A 17,814-nucleotide genomic window follows, 5' to 3' on the forward strand; every position below is an offset into this window, starting at 1 on the left:
ACTCTTGCTATCAGCAGCCAAAGCAGCTACATTCTTCCTATTTAACAGGTACGACCAGAGAGGCTGCAGTGGCATACCAACGATTATTACAACCACTGGATTTAGGTTTTACGACGCTGAAAAACCGCGTCATTATGGGCTCGATGCATACCGGCCTGGAAGAGGAGAAGAATGGCTTCGCCAAGCTGGCGGCTTTTTACGCTGAGCGCGCTAAAGGCGGCGTGGGCCTGATTATTACCGGTGGTATCAGCCCGAACTTTCGCGGTAATTTGGTGCCGTTTGGCAGCCAGCTCAGCCACTGGTGGCAGGTTAAAAAACATTGTCAGGTAACTGCGGCGGTGCATCAGCATGATGCCAAAATCTGTTTGCAGCTGCTGCATGCCGGCCGCTACGGTTATCATCCGTTTAACGTGGCGCCAAGCAAAATTAAATCGCCCATTACTCCGTTTAAGCCTGCTGAGATGTCAAAACGGCAAGTCACCAGCACCATTAAAGACTTCGCCTATGCCGCGAAGCTGGCAAAAAAAGCCGGTTACGACGGCGTTGAGGTAATGGGCTCTGAAGGTTATTTAATTAATCAGTTTATTTGTCAGCGTACTAACCGGCGCCAGGATGAGTGGGGCGGTAGTTTTGCCAATCGCAGCCGCTTTGCCATTGAAACAGTAAAAGCGGTGCGTGAACAATGTGGCAAAGATTTTATTATTATTTACCGCTTGTCGATGCTTGACTTAGTCGAAGACGGTAATACCTTTGATGAAGTTGTTGAACTGGGCAAGGCCGTCGCCGAAGCCGGTGCCACCTTAATCAACACCGGCATTGGCTGGCATGAGGCAAGGGTGCCGACCATAACCACCCGGGTACCCCGCGCCGCCTTTAGCTGGATTACTGAGCGGGTTAGAAAAGAGCTGAGTATTCCGGTTATCGCGACTAACCGGATTAATGATCCACAGGTGGCTGAAGATATTCTGGCCAACGGTCAGGCCGATATGGTGTGTATGGCACGGCCGTTTTTAGCCGATGCCGATTTTGTTAATAAAGCCGCTGCTGATAACGCCGACTTAATTAATACCTGTATTGCCTGTAATCAGGCGTGTCTGGATCATGTGTTTCAGAACAAAAGGGCCAGTTGTCTGGTTAACCCCAGAGCCTGTTATGAAACCGAGCTTAATTTTACCGCTGCCGCAACGCCGAAAAAACTGGCGGTGGTCGGTGCCGGCCCTGCTGGATTAGCCTTTAGTGTGTATGCCGCGCAGCGTGGCCACGAGGTGCATTTATTTGATAAATCGCATCAAATCGGTGGCCAGTTTAACTACGCCAAACAAATTCCGGGCAAAGAAGAGTTTCATGAAACGCTGCGTTATTTTGGCAAAATGATTGAACTGCATGCGATAAAGCTGCATTTAAATTCTGTCCAAACCGCAGAGAGCCTGGCAGAGGCTGGCTTTGATGAAGTGATCCTGGCAACCGGCGTGTTGCCGCGTGATATTGCCTTGCCAGGCCAGGATCACCCGAAAGTACTCAGTTACTTAGATGTATTGCGCGATCATAAAGCGGTGGGGAAAAATGTTGCTATCATTGGTGCCGGTGGTATCGGCTTTGATGTGGCAGAGTACCTGACCGAAGAGCATTCGTTAACTCTGCAGCCCGACGCCTGGCTAAAAGAGTGGGGCGTGGATAAAACTTACGCCGGTCGTGGCGCCTTATTGCCTGATAGCCTGCCTGTGCCTGCCCAGCGCAAAATTTATTTAATGCAGCGTAAAACCAGCAAAGTGGGCGCCGGCCTGGGTAAAACTACTGGCTGGACTCACCGGGCGTCGTTGAAAAACAAAGGTGTCGAGTCGATGGGCGGCGTTAATTATCTGCGGGTAGACGATAATGGCCTGTGGCTGGAAATTGGCGGTGAAGAGCGTTGTCTGGATGTCGATAATGTTATTATCTGCGCCGGTCAGGTGCCGCTGCGGGAGTTACAACAAGGCTTAACTGAGCGTGGCATTACCAATCATCTGATTGGCGGCGCCGATGTCGCAGCTGAGCTCGACGCCAAACGCGCTATCCGCCAGGGCGCACAGCTGGCGGCGAGAATTTAACCCTTTTTTCCAGGCACGGACGTAAGCGTAAACAACCGGCACTAACAGCCGCATCCATCTGGTGCGGCTTTTTGCCTTTAGTAACGTTGTTTAGTAACTTCGCTTTTTATACGTCGATTAGGCTGCTTTTTTCCTGAACACTTGTCTACTTACAGAAAATAATGTCTGATGATAGTCAGAGTTTTAACAGGAGGTTAAAAGGTGACAACATTGCAGAAGAACACGGCCACAGAACTGGACGATTCGACACCAGTTGCATCAGCTACTTTGCGCGGCGAGTTATACGATGCGCAATTAGATTCAATGTTACGCCGGTTTAATGATTTTATGATGCGCCATCCCAGTATGATACTAACCGTTGGTTATTTACTTTGCAGTATATTGGGTATGTTGTTTTCCTACCGATTATTTGCCCTTTTTGACTTCAGCATTTTGCCTTACCTGGAATTAACAGACTTTATTCTGGCCGCATTAACCCATCCATGGATTTTACTTAATGTTATTGGCTGGCTGGTGTTCTTTGTGGTGCTGTTTGCGTTAGATCGTTACTTAAGGCGGCGCATACGCAGGTATGCAATATGGTCAGAAAAATACTATAACCCGGTCCAATTTCAACGGTATAATTTGATTTTCGTGCTCATTCCGCTGTTGTTTTTATACAATGCAGCCAAAGAGGAGTCTACAAAGCTTGCTGAAAGTATTAAAAATGACAAACAACCGAAGTTTCATGTCAGCTTAATATACCCAGTGCAGGATGCAGCGAAAACGCTGCAGTACGATCAGGTACAGGTTATTGCCCGGACCAGCAGTTATCTGTTTGTATATTTTCAGCAACAGGTAAAAGTTATTCCGCATGCCAATGTCGCTGTTATCATGCCTATTGCGCCAGCCCCTTTCATCAGCTCTGAAACAAATGTTCAGTTAACGGAAGACGCAGCCAAAAATAAAATGGATAGCAAAATCACTAGTGAAGTCGAAGCTCCGAGCTTAGAAGCTGAATCGGGAACAGATAGCGGGGCAACAAGTACAAAAGGCTAAACTATTAAATCGAGAACATAACGCAGTGTCTTGGTTATACTTTGCCCGTGGTTGTACTATCCCTGTCCAATAATTTGGTGCGGTTTTGTTTTGTGATCCTGCTGTAACCCAATTTTCGTTTCCCGCCGTTAAAATCTGTTGCTGACCACGGTATGGCGAAAGAACATCGACTTAAGTCTGATTTTGCTATTGGCAAGTCACTTTTCTGGTGCTTTATTTGTTAATGCTGCTATCGTGGTATTAGATATATAAAATACAAAGTCAATACAGGGAGTCTTTATGTCAGGTGTGTTAACCATGGTACTGGCCGGGGGCGAGGGGACCCGTCTGGCGCCGCTTACCGGCATTCGCGCTAAACCGGCCGTGCCATTTGGCGGAAATTATCGGATTGTCGATTTTGTTTTAAACAACTTTGTAAATTCTGACTTGTTGCAGATTTTTGTGATTACTCAGTTTAAATCGCACTCGCTAATGAAGCACTTAGGCCGCGCCTGGCGGGTAAGTGGCTTAACCAACCGCTTTATCGACCCGATACCGGCGCAGATGCAAACCGGTAAACACTGGTATTTAGGCACTGCTGATGCCATTTATCAGAACCTGCATTTAATTGAAGGCCTGGATCCGGAGCACGTTTGTGTATTTGGTGGCGACCATATTTATAAGATGGACGTGCGGCAAATGCTCGATTTTCACCGTCATAATAAAGCCAAGCTTACCGTGGCGGCGATACCGGTACCGGTCAGTCAGGCCCATGAGTTTGGCGTTATCGAGGTTGATGAACACGGCAAAATGATTGGCTTTGAAGAAAAACCGAAAAGCAATCCGAAAACTATACCGGGCCGGCCCGATTTTGTACTGGCGTCGATGGGCAATTATATTTTTGAAGCTCGTTGTCTGGTTAATGTGCTGGAAGAAGATGCTAAACAAGATGGCTCAAAACATGACTTTGGCCATAATATCATTCCCGGGTTGTATCCGCAGGGCGAAGTCTTTGTCTATGACTTTTCCAGCAACCGTATTCGCGGCGAGTCGGAAAGCAGTGCCGGCTATTGGCGCGATGTCGGCACCATAGATTCTTACTATGAAGCCAATATGGACTTAATCTCGATAAACCCGCCGTTTGATGTCTATAACCGCTACTGGCCGCTACGCAGCTACACACCGCCAATGCCACCGGCTAAGTTCGTCCATGATGAAACTAACCGTACCGGCCAGGCGATAAGCTCTATGGTAGCCTCGGGCTGTATTGTCAGTGGGGCTATCGTCTATCAGTCTATCCTCGGTTACAACGTCCATGTGCACAGCCACAGCTATATTGAAAAGTGTGTACTGATGGGTAATAACGACATTGGTCGTGGCTGTCGGATTCGCCGGGCGATTATTGATAAAGACGTGAAAATTGCCCCGGGCACCATTATCGGCGAAGATCCGGTACAGGATAAAGCCCGCTTTCATATCTCACCCGGTGGGGTGGTCGTGATCCCGAAAGGGGCCAAGATTGGTTTTGATGACGTCTGAGTAAATAGCTAAGGATTTTGTGTTGCGTATTCTGTTTATTTGTAGTGAATATGAGGGCCTGATAAAAACCGGCGGGCTGGCGGATGCCTGCCGTGGCCTGGCCAGCAGTTTACTGGCGGCAGGCCATCAGGTTAGTGTGATCATACCCAGATACGGTTCGCTTTATCAGGTGCCAACCCGCGGCGAACAGTCAGTATTTGTTGACCTTGGTGGCCATAGCTTTGGCTGCGCAGTGCGCCAGACTGAGATTGCCGGGGTAACCGTGTATCTGGTAGAGCATCATGATTTTTATGCCAGAGTCCGGCCTTATGATGATGGCGCGCAGGGCTATCCGGATAACCCGCTGCGCTTTGCGTTTTTCTGTAGAGCCGTACTACAGTGGTGCACCACTCAGCCGGCATTTGATGTGCTGCATGGTCACGACTGGCAAACTGCACCGGCCGCGTTTTATCTGGCGAACCACTACCGGCACCACCCAGAGCTTGCGACAACACCTTTTGTATTTACCATTCATAATGGCGCGTATCAGCAGCAATCTTCGCCAGATTGGGCTACGCAGCTCGATTTACCCTTGCATGGCAACAGCGTTAACTTTTTACAGATAGCGCTGCAGTATGCGACGAAAATTAATACTGTCAGCCAGGGTTACCGGGACGAGTTATTAACGGAACCTGCAGCTAATGGCCTGGCAGCTTGGTATCAGCAGCGTCAGGATGATTTCAGCGGCATTTTAAATGGCTGTGATTACCAGCTGTGGAACCCGGCAACCGACACAGCTTTGCCGGCAAACTATGATGCTGCTGATTTAACGGGTAAAGCAACGTGTAAACGGCAGCTGCAGCAGCAGTACCAGTTAGCCGAAGCCGGCGTACCGTTAATGGTTGCCGTTAGCCGGGTAACCGGCCAGAAAGGTTACGATATACTGATCCCGGCCCTTAGGCATCTGCTGGCTAATTACCCGCTGCAGGTTATCGTAGTTGGCAGTGGCGAAGCACACTATTGTCAGCAGTTACATCAGCTAACGGTGGCTTTTCCCGACAAATTCCGTTTTATTGAAGGTTTTAATGAGCAACTGGCCCATCAGGTTGAAGCGGCGGGCGACTTTTTTCTGATGCCAAGTTTATTTGAACCTTGTGGTTTAAATCAGCTTTACAGCTTACGTTATGGCAGCTTGCCACTGGTGCGGTTAACCGGCGGTTTAAAAGATACGGTGATCCCCTGGCCTGATCCAAAGGCTACCGGCATTGGTTTTGCTGAACCAACGGTTGATGCCTTGCAGCAGGCATTACGCCAGGCGCTGGCATTATATCAGGATAAGCAAAAGTATCAGGCCGTTCAGCAACATGCTATGGCGCAGAGCTTTGGCTGGGAAGAGGCCACTGACCATTATCTGGCGTTGTATCAACAGGCGATAGGAGCTGTTCAAGCCAACTGATGGCGCTATTTTAAGCGATATGGCCAGCGGCTGAGCAAACAGCCCTGGTGCTATTAGTTTGTCGTGGGCATTGTCGATAATCTTTGCTAGCCTGTTGGTCAGAATAATTACTGAAACGTCTACTGAGTTGTTTACTGAGGTTAAGTTATGGATGCGTTGACATTATTAACAACACGATACTCCACGCCGCGTTTAACCGAGCCGGCGCCTGAGGGCGAAGCACTGGCGCTTATCAAAAAAGCGGCGCTGAAAGTGCCGGATCATGGCGGTTTACGTCCGTGGCGTTTTGTTATTGTTACCGGGAAAGAGGCATTAAACCGCCTTGGAGACGTATTTGCCGAGGCCGCCATTGAAGATGCACCCGGTATTTCCCCGGAAATGCACGAGCGTGCCAGGCAGTTGCCGCTGCGGGCTCCGATGGTGATTGTTTGTATTGCCAAAGTAACGGAGCATCCAAAAGTACCGGCTCATGAGCAGGTGCAATCTGCTGCCTGTGCGGTGATGGCCATGCAGCAGGCCGCCTTTGCCCAGGGGTTTGGCGGGATCTGGCGTACCGGCAGCTATGCACAGCAGGATTTCGTCAAGCAATCTCTTGATGTCGGTGAAGACGATGAAATTGTTGGTTTTTTATATTTAGGAACTGCAGCAAATAATGCACCGGCGCGTAATGATCCGGATCCGGAGGCGTTTTTTAGTTACTTTTAATAGCAGCCAGCAGTAAAACGACAACGTAATAAAAAACAAACCCGCCATTGGCGGGTTTTGTTTTACAGCAGCAACAGTTTATTAAAACTCAGCGTTGCCAGGGGTACGTGGGAAGGCAATAACATCGCGCACATTGCCGACGCCGGTAACATAGGAAACCAGGCGCTCAAAACCCAGGCCAAAGCCGGCATGAGGCACAGTGCCATAACGGCGCAGATCGCGATACCAGCTGTAGTCTTCTTTATTCAGGCCCATTTCATCGAGGCGCTTATCGAACTGCTCCAGCCGCTCTTCGCGCTGGCTGCCACCAATAATTTCGCCAATACCCGGTGCCAGTACGTCCATTGCGGCCACCGTTTTACCGTCGTCATTTAAGCGCATATAAAACGCTTTAATGTCTTTCGGGTAGTTTTGCATAATAATCGGCGCGCCAACATGCTCTTCTGCCAGGTACCGCTCGTGTTCAGACTGCAAATCGACACCCCATTCCACCGGATACTGGAAGCTCTTGCCACAGGTTTTTAAAATCTCAATGGCATCAGTGTAATCCATCCGCACAAAAGACGAGTCAACCAGCTTTTGCAACCGGCTAACGGCAGTCGGGTCAATCCGCTCGGCAAAAAACGCCATATCGTCGGCGCGCTCAGTCAGCACGGCTTTACAGACATATTTCAGCATATCTTCAGCCAGCTGGGCGATATCTTTCAGCTCGGCAAAGGCGACTTCCGGTTCAATCATCCAGAACTCCGCCAGGTGGCGGCTGGTATTGGAGTTTTCAGCCCGGAAGGTAGGGCCAAAGGTATATATTTTGGACATCGCGCAGGCGTACGTTTCACCGTTTAACTGGCCGGATACGGTCAGATAGGTTTCCTTGCCAAAGAAATCTTCGCTGTAATCTACTTGGCCTTTATCAGTGCGTGGCAGGTTTTCCATATCCAGGGTACTGACCCGGAACATTTCACCGGCGCCCTCAGTATCTGAGCCGGTAATGATAGGAGTACTGATCCAGAAATAGCCCTGTTCATGGAAAAACCGGTGCACGGCCTGGGCTAAACAGTGACGAACCCGGGTGACGGCACCCATAACATTAGTACGGGGCCGCAGATGAGCATGCTCGCGCAGATATTCCATGCTGTGGCGCTTTGGTGCCATCGGGTAGGTATCGGGGTTTTCCACCCAGCCAACTACGGTGACGGTTTGGGCCTGAATTTCAAAAGCCTGGCCCTGGCCTTCAGAGCGGGCCACGGTGCCACTTACGATAACTGAACAGGCGGTGGTTAAACGCTTTATCTCATTTTCATAATTTGCCAGATCTGACGGTACCACGGCCTGCACCGCATCAAAGCAGCTGCCATCATGCACAGCTAAAAAAGAAATACCGGCTTTGGAATCGCGGCGGGTGCGGATCCAGCCTTTAACGGTGATCTGTGAACCGGTGTCGTACTTACCGGCCAACACATCTTTAACTACGGCATGCGTCATGCAACAAACTCCAGATGGTGTTATAACTAGGCTATATTTATGAAAGCTGTAATCATACTTTGCCAGAAGCTGAAAACAAGTAAAAGTTGGAAGGAAGCCAAAAATGACAGCATATAACAAAGCCGGGTTAGACAAGGGAGGGCCTGAATTTGAACGCCGGGAAGGGCCTGATTTATTATGCCGGGCGTTTAAGTATCTGGCGATAGCCGCCTGGCTGTTGTTTTTTGCCGCGCTGGTGATCAGTCATTATGCCCGGCCGGAAATGGATTCGGGGCTGGTGCGCTATTGGGGGCTGGATATTCGCGACTACTGGCAACCCCGCTTAACGTTCTGGTTAGTTTATCTGCTGTGGGGCTGTGTTTTAGTCAGTGTTGTCAGTTTGCTGCTAAACCGGATGCGCCTGAAACGGCGCGGTGATCATCTGCATTTTAATATCATTTTATTGCTGTTAAGTGCCAGTGGCATGCTGTTTTATATTCTACGCTAACGCTGCTGTCAGCTGCTATCAGCTGGCAGACGCAACCTTGAACATAGCCGCAGTCAGGCTACTGAGTTGCACTTTGCTGATAATAAAGGGCGGCATAATATAAATCAGGTTATTAAATGGCCGGATCCAGACACCCAGCTCAACAAACTGTTGCTGCAACTTAGCCACATCCACTTTCTGCCGCATTTCCAACACGCCAATTGCGCCTAATACCCTGACATCTTTCACTGCAGGCAGAGCCTGACAAGGCGAAAGCTCCTGCTTTAGCTGCTGCTCAATCGACGCTACCTGGGCCGGCCAGTTATTCTGACGAATAAGCTTAACGCTGGCATTGGCCACCGCACAGGCCAGCGGGTTAGCCATAAAAGTAGGGCCGTGCATTAAACCGCCGGCGGCGCTCTGGCTGATACCCCGCGCTACTTCATCGGTGCAAAGGGTAGCAGCCAGGGTAATGTAGCCACCACTTAATGCTTTGCCCAGGCACATAATATCAGGCGTGACAGAGGCGTGCTCGCAGGCAAATAATTTACCGGTCCGGCCAAAGCCGGTGGCAATTTCATCGGCAATCAGCAGTACCTGATATTGATCGCATAAGATACGAGCCTGGCGTAAATATTCCGGATGATAAAAGCGCATACCGCCATACCCCTGAACCACCGGCTCCAGAATAAGGGCGGCTATCTGCTGATGTTCCTTTGCAAGCAATTGCGCCAGAGGCAGCATATCCGAAGGATTAAACGCTGAATCGAAGCTGCTTTGCGGCGGCGGCAGAAAATAATGCTGATTTAAAATGCCGGCAAACATATCGTGCATACCATCAACCGGGTCACAAACGGCCATCGCGGCAAAGGTATCGCCATGGTAGCCCTTGCGCAGACTGATTAACCTGGTTTTTTCAGGCGTAGTGCTTGCCAGCCAGTACTGCAGCGCCATTTTTATCGCCACTTCTACCGCTACCGAGCCGCTGTCAGCCAGGAATACTTTGGTTAAGGCCGCCGGCGTTATTTCAATCAACTGCTGACATAAACTGACCGCTGGCTGATGAGTAATACCGCCAAACATCACATGCGCCATCTGCTGCAGCTGCGCTGTTACCGCGTCGTTTAACAGCGGATGATTATAGCCGTGAGCGGCGGCCCACCAGGACGAGGTGCCATCAATCAGTCGCTGGCCATTTTCCAGAATTAACTCACAGCCCTCAGCCCGGCTTACCGGATATACCGGCAGCGGATTTTGCATAGAGGTATAAGGATGCCAGATATGCTCGCGATCAAATTCTAAATTAACGGCCATAATTAATGCTCATAAATTAACCAGTGGTAAAGTTTTGGTCGTGGTCAGCGTTGACAAGTTACAACCGCCGGTTAGACTAGCCGAAAAACCGCATAACAACAATGGATACACCTTATGCAAGCTGCTGCCACTTCTCAGGTTCGTCATAACTGGACCCTTGCCGAGGTAAATGCTCTTTATGCATTACCTTTTAACGATTTACTGTTTCAGGCGCAAACCATCCATCGCCAGTTTTTCACCCCCAATGAGGTACAGATAAGCACATTATTGTCGATTAAAACCGGCGCCTGTGCTGAAGACTGTAAATATTGTCCGCAAAGCGGCCATTATAATACCGGACTGGAGCGCGAGCGGCTGCTGGAAGTTGAAAAGGTATTAACCCAGGCCGCTGCAGCCAAAGCGCAGGGCGCCAGTCGCTTTTGTATGGGCGCCGCCTGGAGTAACCCGAAACAGCGTGATATGCCTTACATTATTGAAATGGTCAAAGGCGTAAAAGATATGGGACTAGAAACCTGTATGACGCTGGGGATGCTGGATAACAGCCAGGCAAAGACGCTGGCGCAGGCGGGACTGGATTACTATAACCATAACCTGGATACCTCACCGGAATTTTATGGTGAAATTATTACCACCCGCACTTATCAGGACCGGCTGGATACCCTCAGCCACGTGCGGGACGCCGGCATGAAAGTATGTTGTGGCGGTATTGTCGGTATGGGCGAAAGTGCCAATGACCGCTCAGCGCTGCTGATGCAACTGGCCAACCTGCCGGAGCATCCGCAAAGTGTGCCGATTAATATGCTGGTAAAAGTGCAGGGCACGCCGCTGGAAAATGTCGATGATTTAGATGGTTTTGAATTTATCCGCACCATTGCCGTGGCGCGCATTATGTTGCCGCAAAGCCATGTCCGTTTGTCTGCAGGGCGCTCCCGCATGAATGAGCAAATGCAGGCCCTGTGTTTCTTTGCCGGCGCAAACTCGATTTTTTATGGTGACAAATTACTGACCACGGATAATCCTGAAGCTAATGCAGATATGCAGCTGTTTGCCAAACTGGGCATTAAACCGGAGCAACGCGCTGATGTATCAGACGAAGCACATCAGCTGGCATTAACGGATGCCATTAATGAGCAGGCAAACCCACCGCTTTATCACGCGGCGCAGTAGATATGGCGCAAGCCAGATTACGCCGGCTGCAGCATGCTCTTCAGGAGCGTGCTGCAAAGCAGTTATCACGCCAAGCCGTTACCATAGATAGCTATAATGGCCGGTTAATTACGGTCGGTAACAAGCAGTATCTGAATTTTTCCGGCAATGATTATCTTGGGCTGGCACAGGCACCCGAAGTGCTGCATGCTGTTGCCGATGGGGCAAAAGCTTATGGCGCCGGCAGCAGTGGTTCACCATTGGTGACCGGTCAGCATAAAGTGCATCAGCAATTAACTGACACCCTGTGTGACTGGCTGGGCTTTGAGCGGGCATTATTGTTTTCATCCGGTTTTGCGGCGAATCAGGCGATGCTGTTAACCCTGGCGGATAAACAGGACTTGCTGCTACTGGATAAACTCAGCCACGCTTCACTTATCGATGCCGCTCTCCATAGCAAAGCTGACGTTAAGCGCTTTGCCCACAACGATTTAAATGCGCTAAGCGGTTTATTGCTGCAGCAAACCCCAAGCGCGCAGCAACCTATGGTGGTTACCGAGGGCGTGTTTAGCATGGATGGCGACAGCCCGGATTTGCCGGCGCTGCTTAGCTTATGCCGGCAATATGACGCGCCACTGTTACTGGATGATGCCCATGGCCTGGGCGTGCTGGGGCCAGAGGGGCGGGGCAGCGCTGCTTCACAAGGTATTGCCTCTGGCGAGCTGTTTTGTCTGATGGCGAATTTTGGTAAGGCACTGGGCGCAAGCGGCGCCTTTATTGCGGCCAGTAACACGGTAATTGATTATCTGGAGCAATTTGGCCGTCATTATATTTACAGTACGGCCTTATCGCCGGCACTGTGCGCCGGTGTACTGAAAAGTATTGAGCTGTGCCGCAACGACAACTGGCGGCGTGACAAACTGCAGCATAATATTGAGTTATTTCGCCAGCTGGCGACAGATTTGCCGTTACTGGTGTCTGAAACGGCTATCCAGGGTGTGGTACTGGGCAGCAATGAGCGGGCGCTGACCGCCAGTACAAAGTTAAAACAGGCCGGGATCTGGCTTAGCGCCATCCGGCCACCCACTGTGCCTGTGGGTAGTGCCCGTTTAAGAATAACCCTGAGTAGTCAGCATACTGATGATGATATCAGGCTGCTGGTGCAACATTTAAGGCAGGCAGTATGATGGCCTCTTCGTTGGTTACGCCGGTATTGCCTGAGCTGCAGGATGAGGCACAATTTCTAAAGCAGGTGGCTGCCAGTTTTGGTAAAGCCAGTAACAGCTATCTGGCGGCAGCCAGATTACAGCAGCAGGTAGCAAGAGATGCACTGGAGTTGCTCGCCACCGACGCTACGGGGCGCTTACTTGACGTTGGCTGCGGCCCGGGTTGGATCCACCCGGAGCTCAGCCGTTACTGTGCTGCGTTTACTGCGGTTGATCTGAGTGAAGGCATGCTTAGCAAAGCGCGTACTCAGCAACTGGCAACTGACTATATTCAGGCTGATGCCGCAGCATTGCCATTAGCTGCAGCGCAATTTGATAAGCTGTTCTCCAGCTTAATGTTGCAGTGGTGCCCAAAGCCCGCAGCGGTATTATCCGAGATGGCCAGAGTGCTGGCGCCTGGCGGCCAGCTGGTTGTCAGCACCCTGGTGCAAGGCACGTTAACAGAGTTGCAAGGTGCCTTTGCCACCCTTGATCAGCACCCGCATATCCAGCCATTTTTAACGGAGCAACAGCTTATTGCTGCAACCGGCAACCTTGCCGATATAAGCTGGCAGTTTGAGCAGCGCAGCTACCGGTTATTTTATCCTGATGTGCAGAGTTTAGCCCGTGAGCTCAAAGCCCTGGGTGCAAACCAGGTGGCCGGACGTCGCCCGTCTGGCTTAACCGGCAAAGGTTACTGGCAAAAACTGGCGGCGGCTTATGAGCAACATCGCTGCCAGCAGGGCATACCGGCAACTTATCAAGTGTTATTTATCCGCGGAGCAAAACATGGCCGTTAAATCGTTGTTTATTACTGCCACCGATACTGACGCCGGCAAAACCTTTGTCAGTTGTTTACTGTTACAGGGTTTGGCTGCGCTCTCTGAGAAGGCGGTTGGCGTAAAGCCAATAGCGGCGGGCGCTGACCAGCAAAACCAGAACAGTGACGCGTTACTGCTGCAACGTCATTCTGGTATCGCGTTACCATATCAGCTGATAAACCCGATTTGTTATCAGGCCGCAGTGGCACCGCATCTGGCCGCGATAAACGAACAGCTGCCAATAAGTGAGGCGAAGCTTGATCAGGCGCTTCTGCACTGGCAACAGTTGCCGTTGCAATGGGTGCTGATTGAAGGCGCCGGTGGCTGGTTGTTGCCGCTTAACCGTCAGCGTTATCTGGCCGACTGGGTAGCACAACAGCAGCTTCCGGTTGTACTGGTTGTTGGCATGAAGCTGGGATGTTTAAATCATGCCATGCTAACGGTGCGGGAAATTGCCCGCAGTGGCTGTCAGCTGGTGGGCTGGGTAGCCAATTGTGTTGACCCTGATATGGCGTTAGCAGAGCAGAATATTGCTGACTTGCAGCAACGGATTACAGCGCCGTGTTTAGGCGTAGTACCATACAACCCTGAAGAGCAAACGCAGTTAGGTCTGAATTTAGCCAGGAATTTGTTGAGGACTTCAGTCTAACTTTCCCCTTATTAACTAAGATTAACTAAGGTTTTTCTGTGTAGTTTATTCCGCGTCGTTTTAATGTTGGCGGGTTGTTATCTAAAAAATGAGATAAATCGCTGTTCTCTGCAATCGCATTTTTAGCGCCGCCCTGAAACAGATAACCACCATCTTTACCCAGTAACGTTAGCTCATCGCCATTGCATTTAAGGGCGGTACCTTCTGGCAGGGCAATAATCGGCGTTTGCGGGTTTAACTGCATAAATTCAGCTAAACGCATATCCCGGTTTTCCCCGTGAAACCCTTCCGGTTTATAGTCGCTGTAATGCGGGTTTAACTGCAATGGCAACAGGTTAAGGGCGTCAAATGAGGCCGGTTCTACAATCGGCATATCATTGGTGGTACGAATAGTAGCGCCAGCGATATTGGAGCCCGCGCTCCAGCCAATATAGGGTACGCCACTGGTTACGCGTTGCCTGATAAGTTGGACGATATCCTGTTGATATAACTTATGAAGTAGCTGAAAAGTATTACCGCCACCAACAGTGATAGCCTGGGCGTCGGCTATTGCTTGTTGTGGGTTTTGGCACTGATGTAAGCTGTTAACTTTAACCGATAGCGGCGCTAAAGCACTGACTACCTGTTGCAGATAATCATCATAGCTGACGGTAACACCGGCATAAGGAATAAATAACAGCTCATCAATACCGTGCAAATGTGTTTTAAGCCAGGCCATATAAGGTGCCAGATAGTCGCTGTTATGAGCCCGGGAGCTGCTGAGTAACAATAATTGCATAAGAACCTCTGATTTTAAGCTGCTGTAACGGTTAGCTATTGTAGCGAAAAGCGCACAGTCACACATGTTTTCTTACACTTTAGCTGACAAAATTCCGGTTTGCTTAATTTGAAATTACGTTTGCTGCCCATATATTAAAGGCAGTTAAGTCACTGAGGTATGGGTATATGAAAAGAGTTTTGCTGTTTCTGGCAACTAACCTGGCGGTAATTCTGGTACTGAGTATTGTGCTGAATATCGTCTTCAGCTTTTTGGGGATTGATCACAGCAGTATCGGTGGCCTGCTGGTATTTGCAGCCATTTTTGGCTTTGGTGGATCTTTTATCTCATTAGCGTTGTCGAAATGGATGGCGAAACGCTCCACCGGTGCTGTGGTGATTACCCAGCCTCGTAATGCCACCGAGCAATGGCTGATGACTACTGTGGCCCGCCAGGCCAAACAGGCCGGCATTGGTATGCCGGAAGTGGCCGTTTATGATTCGCCGGAAATGAATGCCTTTGCTACCGGCATGAACCGGAACGACGCCCTGGTGGCCGTCAGTACGGGTTTACTGCGTAATATGAAGCAGGAAGAAGTGGAAGCAGTACTGGCGCATGAGGTCTCTCATGTCGCTAATGGTGATATGGTAACCCTGACGTTGATCCAGGGCGTGGTGAATACCTTTGTTATTTTCTTTGCCCGTCTGATCGCCGGAGCGATTCGCAACAATAACCAGCAACTGGGTACCTTTGCGTATTTTGGTATCGTTATCGTGCTGGAAATTGTCTTTGGTTTTCTGGCCAGCATTATCGTTATGTGGTTCTCGCGCCAGCGTGAGTACCGGGCCGATGCCGGTGCTGCCCGCCTGGAAGGGCCCGATAAAATGGTCGCGGCGCTGGAGAGGCTGAAACATAATCATGAAAGCCGGTTGGAAGGCAGTTTAATGGCGTTTGGTATTGCCGGTAAAAAACCGAAGTCAGAGCTGTTATTAACTCATCCGCCCCTTGAAAAGCGGATTGAAGCGCTGCGCAGCCGTCGCGAGTTCTGATAGACGCGGGTAACGCTTTGTTGTTGGAGGCCCCAGATAATGGGGTCTCTTTGCTGATGCGTAAATTATTCCTGAACCTTTTTAACAAATTCAGACTTCAAACTCATTGCACCGAAGCCTTCGATTTTACAATCAATATCATGATCACCCTCGACCAGCCTGATATTTTTTACCTTGGTGCCAATTTTGACAACAGACGAGGACCCTTTTACTTTTAAATCTTTAATCACAGTAACGCTATCACCATCTTGCAGCACATTGCCCGCACTGTCGCGTATCTGCTTAACGTCACTGGTTTCATTGGCACTGGCCGACCATTCATGACCGCACTCTGGACACATCAGCAAGGCGCCATCTTCATAGGTATAAACCGATTGGCATTTGGGGCAGGCGGGTATCAGAGACATAAAAACTTCCTACGTTTTGGAAAAGTATTGCGAGGTCATTGCGATAAAACGCATTATAACCTCTTTGGTAATGCTGGTGCAGATTAAGTTAATGTCTGGCGAGTGCGCAACGTTTTACGGCGCTGACAGCATACTTGCAGACCGGTATTTGTCTGTTGAATAGCGATTATTAGTGCAGAACTGACGTTCTGAAGCCAGTAATCTGTTATCTTATGGCTGATAATACTTGGGAGTTGTCATGATAAAACCACCTGCTATTTCCGCATTTCTACCACCACGACGTATATTAATGGGGCCTGGTCCGTCTGATGTATATCCTCAGGTTTTAGCTGCGCAGGCTAAGCCAACAATAGGCCATCTGGATCCGTTATTTGTCGGCATGATGGACGAACTAAAACAGTTATTGCAGTATGCTTTCCAGACCAAAAATGCCATGACAATAGCGGTATCAGCACCCGGTTCTGCCGGCATGGAAACCTGCTTTGTTAATCTGGTTGAACCCGGCGAAAAAGTCATTGTTTGTCGCAATGGCGTGTTCGGTGAGCGGATGCGCCAAAATGTAGAACGCTGTGGTGGCATAGCGGTATGTGTCGACAATGCCTGGGGCGAGCCGGTAAGCCCTGACTTGGTTGAGCAAGCGCTGCAGCAGCACCCTGATGCCCGCTTTCTGGCATTCGTGCATGCGGAAACCTCAACCGGGGCATTAAGTGATGCTAAAACCCTGTGCGCGTTGGCCAGGCAGTATGATTGCCTGTCTATCGTCGATGCGGTGACATCACTGGGCGGCGTGGAGCTGCGCGTTGATGAGTGGGGCATTGATGCGATTTATTCCGGCAGCCAGAAATGTTTGTCCTGCGTGCCGGGCTTATCTCCGGTGTCGTTTTCACCGCGCGCCGTAACTAAAATTCAGCAGCGCAAAAGTCCGGTACAAAGCTGGTTTTTAGATCAAAGCCTGGTGATGGGTTACTGGAGCGGCCAGGGCAAGCGCAGTTATCATCACACTGCACCGGTCAACAGTTTATATGCTTTACACGAAGCTTTGCGGCTGCTGGCATCTGAAGGGCTAGAGCAGGCGTGGCAGCGCCACCGTGCTATGCATCAGCTACTGGCTGACGGTTTAACAAAGCTCGGACTGGAGTTTGTGGTAGCCGCACCTTACAGGCTACCGCAATTAAACAGTGTCTATATTCCGCCCGGTGTCGATGATGCCGCACTTCGCGCTACCTTACTGAATGACTATAATCTGGAAATTGGCGCTGGTCTTGGCGAACTGGCAGGCAAAGCCTGGCGTTTAGGACTAATGGGGTACGGTGCCCGGCGCGAGAATGTGGCACTGTGTATTCAGGCCCTGAGTGAACAACTAGTATCGGGCTGATGTTTTTACGTTGGATACGGCATTTTTTGCAGAAAGGGCTGCCAATATTTATCGATTAGGGCTATCTTGAAACGGTTATTCACACAGAGGATGTATGCTATGCCGGTAACAGCTGAGCTTAATGCTGAGATAAAAATTCTGAATTTATATAATCTCGATTCACAGATGGAAGGCTTAAAAGTACATAAAGATGCTGATAGCGAAACCCGGGCAGCGATTGCCCGCTTGCATCAGAAGGGCTTACTGACCCAAAGCGATGGTGGCTATCTGACCGATTTAGGCGTGCATTGTGCAGAGCATATCCAAACTGCCTTGCGCATTTTAACGCCCCGCTAAACTGAGCTAGCCGTTAAACATTAC

17 protein-coding genes are annotated in these 17,814 nt (G+C 50.0%); 13 read left to right on the forward strand and 4 right to left on the reverse strand.

Features of this window, described 5'->3' with window-relative positions:
- Positions 1-68 precede the first annotated feature (68 nt).
- The 5 genes from R3187_RS08745 to R3187_RS08765 all read left to right on the forward strand — a co-directional run bounded on the left by R3187_RS08745 (position 69) and on the right by R3187_RS08765 (position 6,783).
- On the forward strand, positions 69-2,087 hold the full coding sequence (locus tag R3187_RS08745; RefSeq protein WP_318966365.1) for an NADPH-dependent 2,4-dienoyl-CoA reductase: 2,019 nt from the start codon (positions 69-71) through the stop codon (positions 2,085-2,087).
- Positions 2,088-2,288: 201 nt separating this feature from the next.
- Positions 2,289-3,125, forward strand: coding sequence for a hypothetical protein (locus R3187_RS08750; protein ID WP_318966366.1), 837 nt, complete (start codon positions 2,289-2,291; stop codon positions 3,123-3,125).
- A 279-nt stretch (positions 3,126-3,404) separates the two neighbouring features.
- Positions 3,405-4,643, forward strand: a complete 1,239-nt coding sequence (glgC, locus tag R3187_RS08755) for a glucose-1-phosphate adenylyltransferase (protein WP_318966367.1) — start codon at positions 3,405-3,407, stop codon at positions 4,641-4,643.
- 19 nt (positions 4,644-4,662) lie between these two features.
- Complete coding sequence (locus R3187_RS08760) at positions 4,663-6,078, forward strand: glycogen synthase (protein ID WP_318966368.1); 1,416 nt, start codon at positions 4,663-4,665, stop codon at positions 6,076-6,078.
- 147 nt (positions 6,079-6,225) lie between these two features.
- Positions 6,226-6,783, forward strand: a complete 558-nt coding sequence (locus R3187_RS08765) for an NAD(P)H nitroreductase (protein WP_318966369.1) — start codon at positions 6,226-6,228, stop codon at positions 6,781-6,783.
- An 81-nt stretch (positions 6,784-6,864) separates the two neighbouring features.
- Here R3187_RS08765 and asnS read toward each other — a convergent pair whose 3' ends face one another.
- The gene (gene asnS, locus R3187_RS08770; RefSeq protein ID WP_318966370.1) at positions 6,865-8,265 is read right to left on the reverse strand and encodes an asparagine--tRNA ligase; all 1,401 of its coding nucleotides are present in this window, start codon (positions 8,263-8,265) and stop codon (positions 6,865-6,867) included.
- 103 nt (positions 8,266-8,368) lie between these two features.
- Here asnS and R3187_RS08775 point away from each other — a divergent pair, with 103 nt between their 5' ends.
- A complete protein-coding gene (locus R3187_RS08775; RefSeq protein ID WP_318966371.1) occupies positions 8,369-8,752 on the forward strand; it encodes a hypothetical protein in 384 nt (127 codons plus the stop codon).
- Between the two features lie 18 nt (positions 8,753-8,770).
- Here the strand turns inward: R3187_RS08775 and bioA are convergent, their stop codons facing one another.
- On the reverse strand, positions 8,771-10,045 hold the full coding sequence (gene bioA, locus R3187_RS08780; RefSeq protein ID WP_318966372.1) for an adenosylmethionine--8-amino-7-oxononanoate transaminase: 1,275 nt from the start codon (positions 10,043-10,045) through the stop codon (positions 8,771-8,773).
- 114 nt (positions 10,046-10,159) lie between these two features.
- On the opposite strand from bioA, the gene bioB reads away from it, so the two are divergent.
- The 4 genes from bioB to bioD are packed head-to-tail and all read left to right on the forward strand — an operon-like array spanning position 10,160 to position 13,866.
- Entirely contained in the window at positions 10,160-11,212 is a 1,053-nt protein-coding gene (gene bioB, locus R3187_RS08785; protein ID WP_318966373.1) for a biotin synthase BioB, read from the forward strand.
- Between the two features lie 2 nt (positions 11,213-11,214).
- Complete coding sequence (gene bioF / locus R3187_RS08790; RefSeq protein ID WP_318966374.1) at positions 11,215-12,378, forward strand: 8-amino-7-oxononanoate synthase; 1,164 nt, start codon at positions 11,215-11,217, stop codon at positions 12,376-12,378.
- Positions 12,375-13,196 (forward strand): malonyl-ACP O-methyltransferase BioC, encoded by an 822-nt coding sequence (bioC, locus tag R3187_RS08795; protein WP_318966375.1) that lies wholly within the window; start codon positions 12,375-12,377, stop codon positions 13,194-13,196. The genes bioF and bioC overlap by 4 nt, the downstream gene beginning before the upstream one ends.
- A complete protein-coding gene (gene bioD / locus R3187_RS08800; protein ID WP_318966376.1) occupies positions 13,186-13,866 on the forward strand; it encodes a dethiobiotin synthase in 681 nt (226 codons plus the stop codon). The genes bioC and bioD overlap by 11 nt, the downstream gene beginning before the upstream one ends.
- Positions 13,867-13,891: 25 nt before the next feature.
- On the opposite strand, the gene pepE is transcribed toward bioD, so the two are convergent.
- Positions 13,892-14,644 (reverse strand): dipeptidase PepE, encoded by a 753-nt coding sequence (gene pepE, locus R3187_RS08805; protein ID WP_318966378.1) that lies wholly within the window; start codon positions 14,642-14,644, stop codon positions 13,892-13,894.
- A 167-nt stretch (positions 14,645-14,811) separates the two neighbouring features.
- Here pepE and htpX point away from each other — a divergent pair, with 167 nt between their 5' ends.
- Positions 14,812-15,672, forward strand: coding sequence for a protease HtpX (gene htpX, locus R3187_RS08810; protein ID WP_318966380.1), 861 nt, complete (start codon positions 14,812-14,814; stop codon positions 15,670-15,672).
- Between the two features lie 65 nt (positions 15,673-15,737).
- Here the strand turns inward: htpX and R3187_RS08815 are convergent, their stop codons facing one another.
- A complete protein-coding gene (locus R3187_RS08815; RefSeq protein ID WP_318966381.1) occupies positions 15,738-16,079 on the reverse strand; it encodes a zinc ribbon domain-containing protein YjdM in 342 nt (113 codons plus the stop codon).
- Positions 16,080-16,368: 289 nt separating this feature from the next.
- On the opposite strand from R3187_RS08815, the gene R3187_RS08820 reads away from it, so the two are divergent.
- Positions 16,369-17,454: an alanine--glyoxylate aminotransferase family protein gene (locus R3187_RS08820; RefSeq protein WP_318966786.1), complete on the forward strand. Its 1,086-nt coding sequence runs from the start codon at positions 16,369-16,371 to the stop codon at positions 17,452-17,454.
- Positions 17,455-17,553: 99 nt separating this feature from the next.
- Positions 17,554-17,790 (forward strand): TIGR02647 family protein, encoded by a 237-nt coding sequence (locus tag R3187_RS08825; RefSeq protein WP_318966382.1) that lies wholly within the window; start codon positions 17,554-17,556, stop codon positions 17,788-17,790.
- Positions 17,791-17,814: the final 24 nt, after the last annotated feature.

This window comes from Arsukibacterium sp. (genome assembly GCF_033721375.1).
GTDB lineage: Bacteria > Pseudomonadota > Gammaproteobacteria > Enterobacterales > Alteromonadaceae > Alishewanella.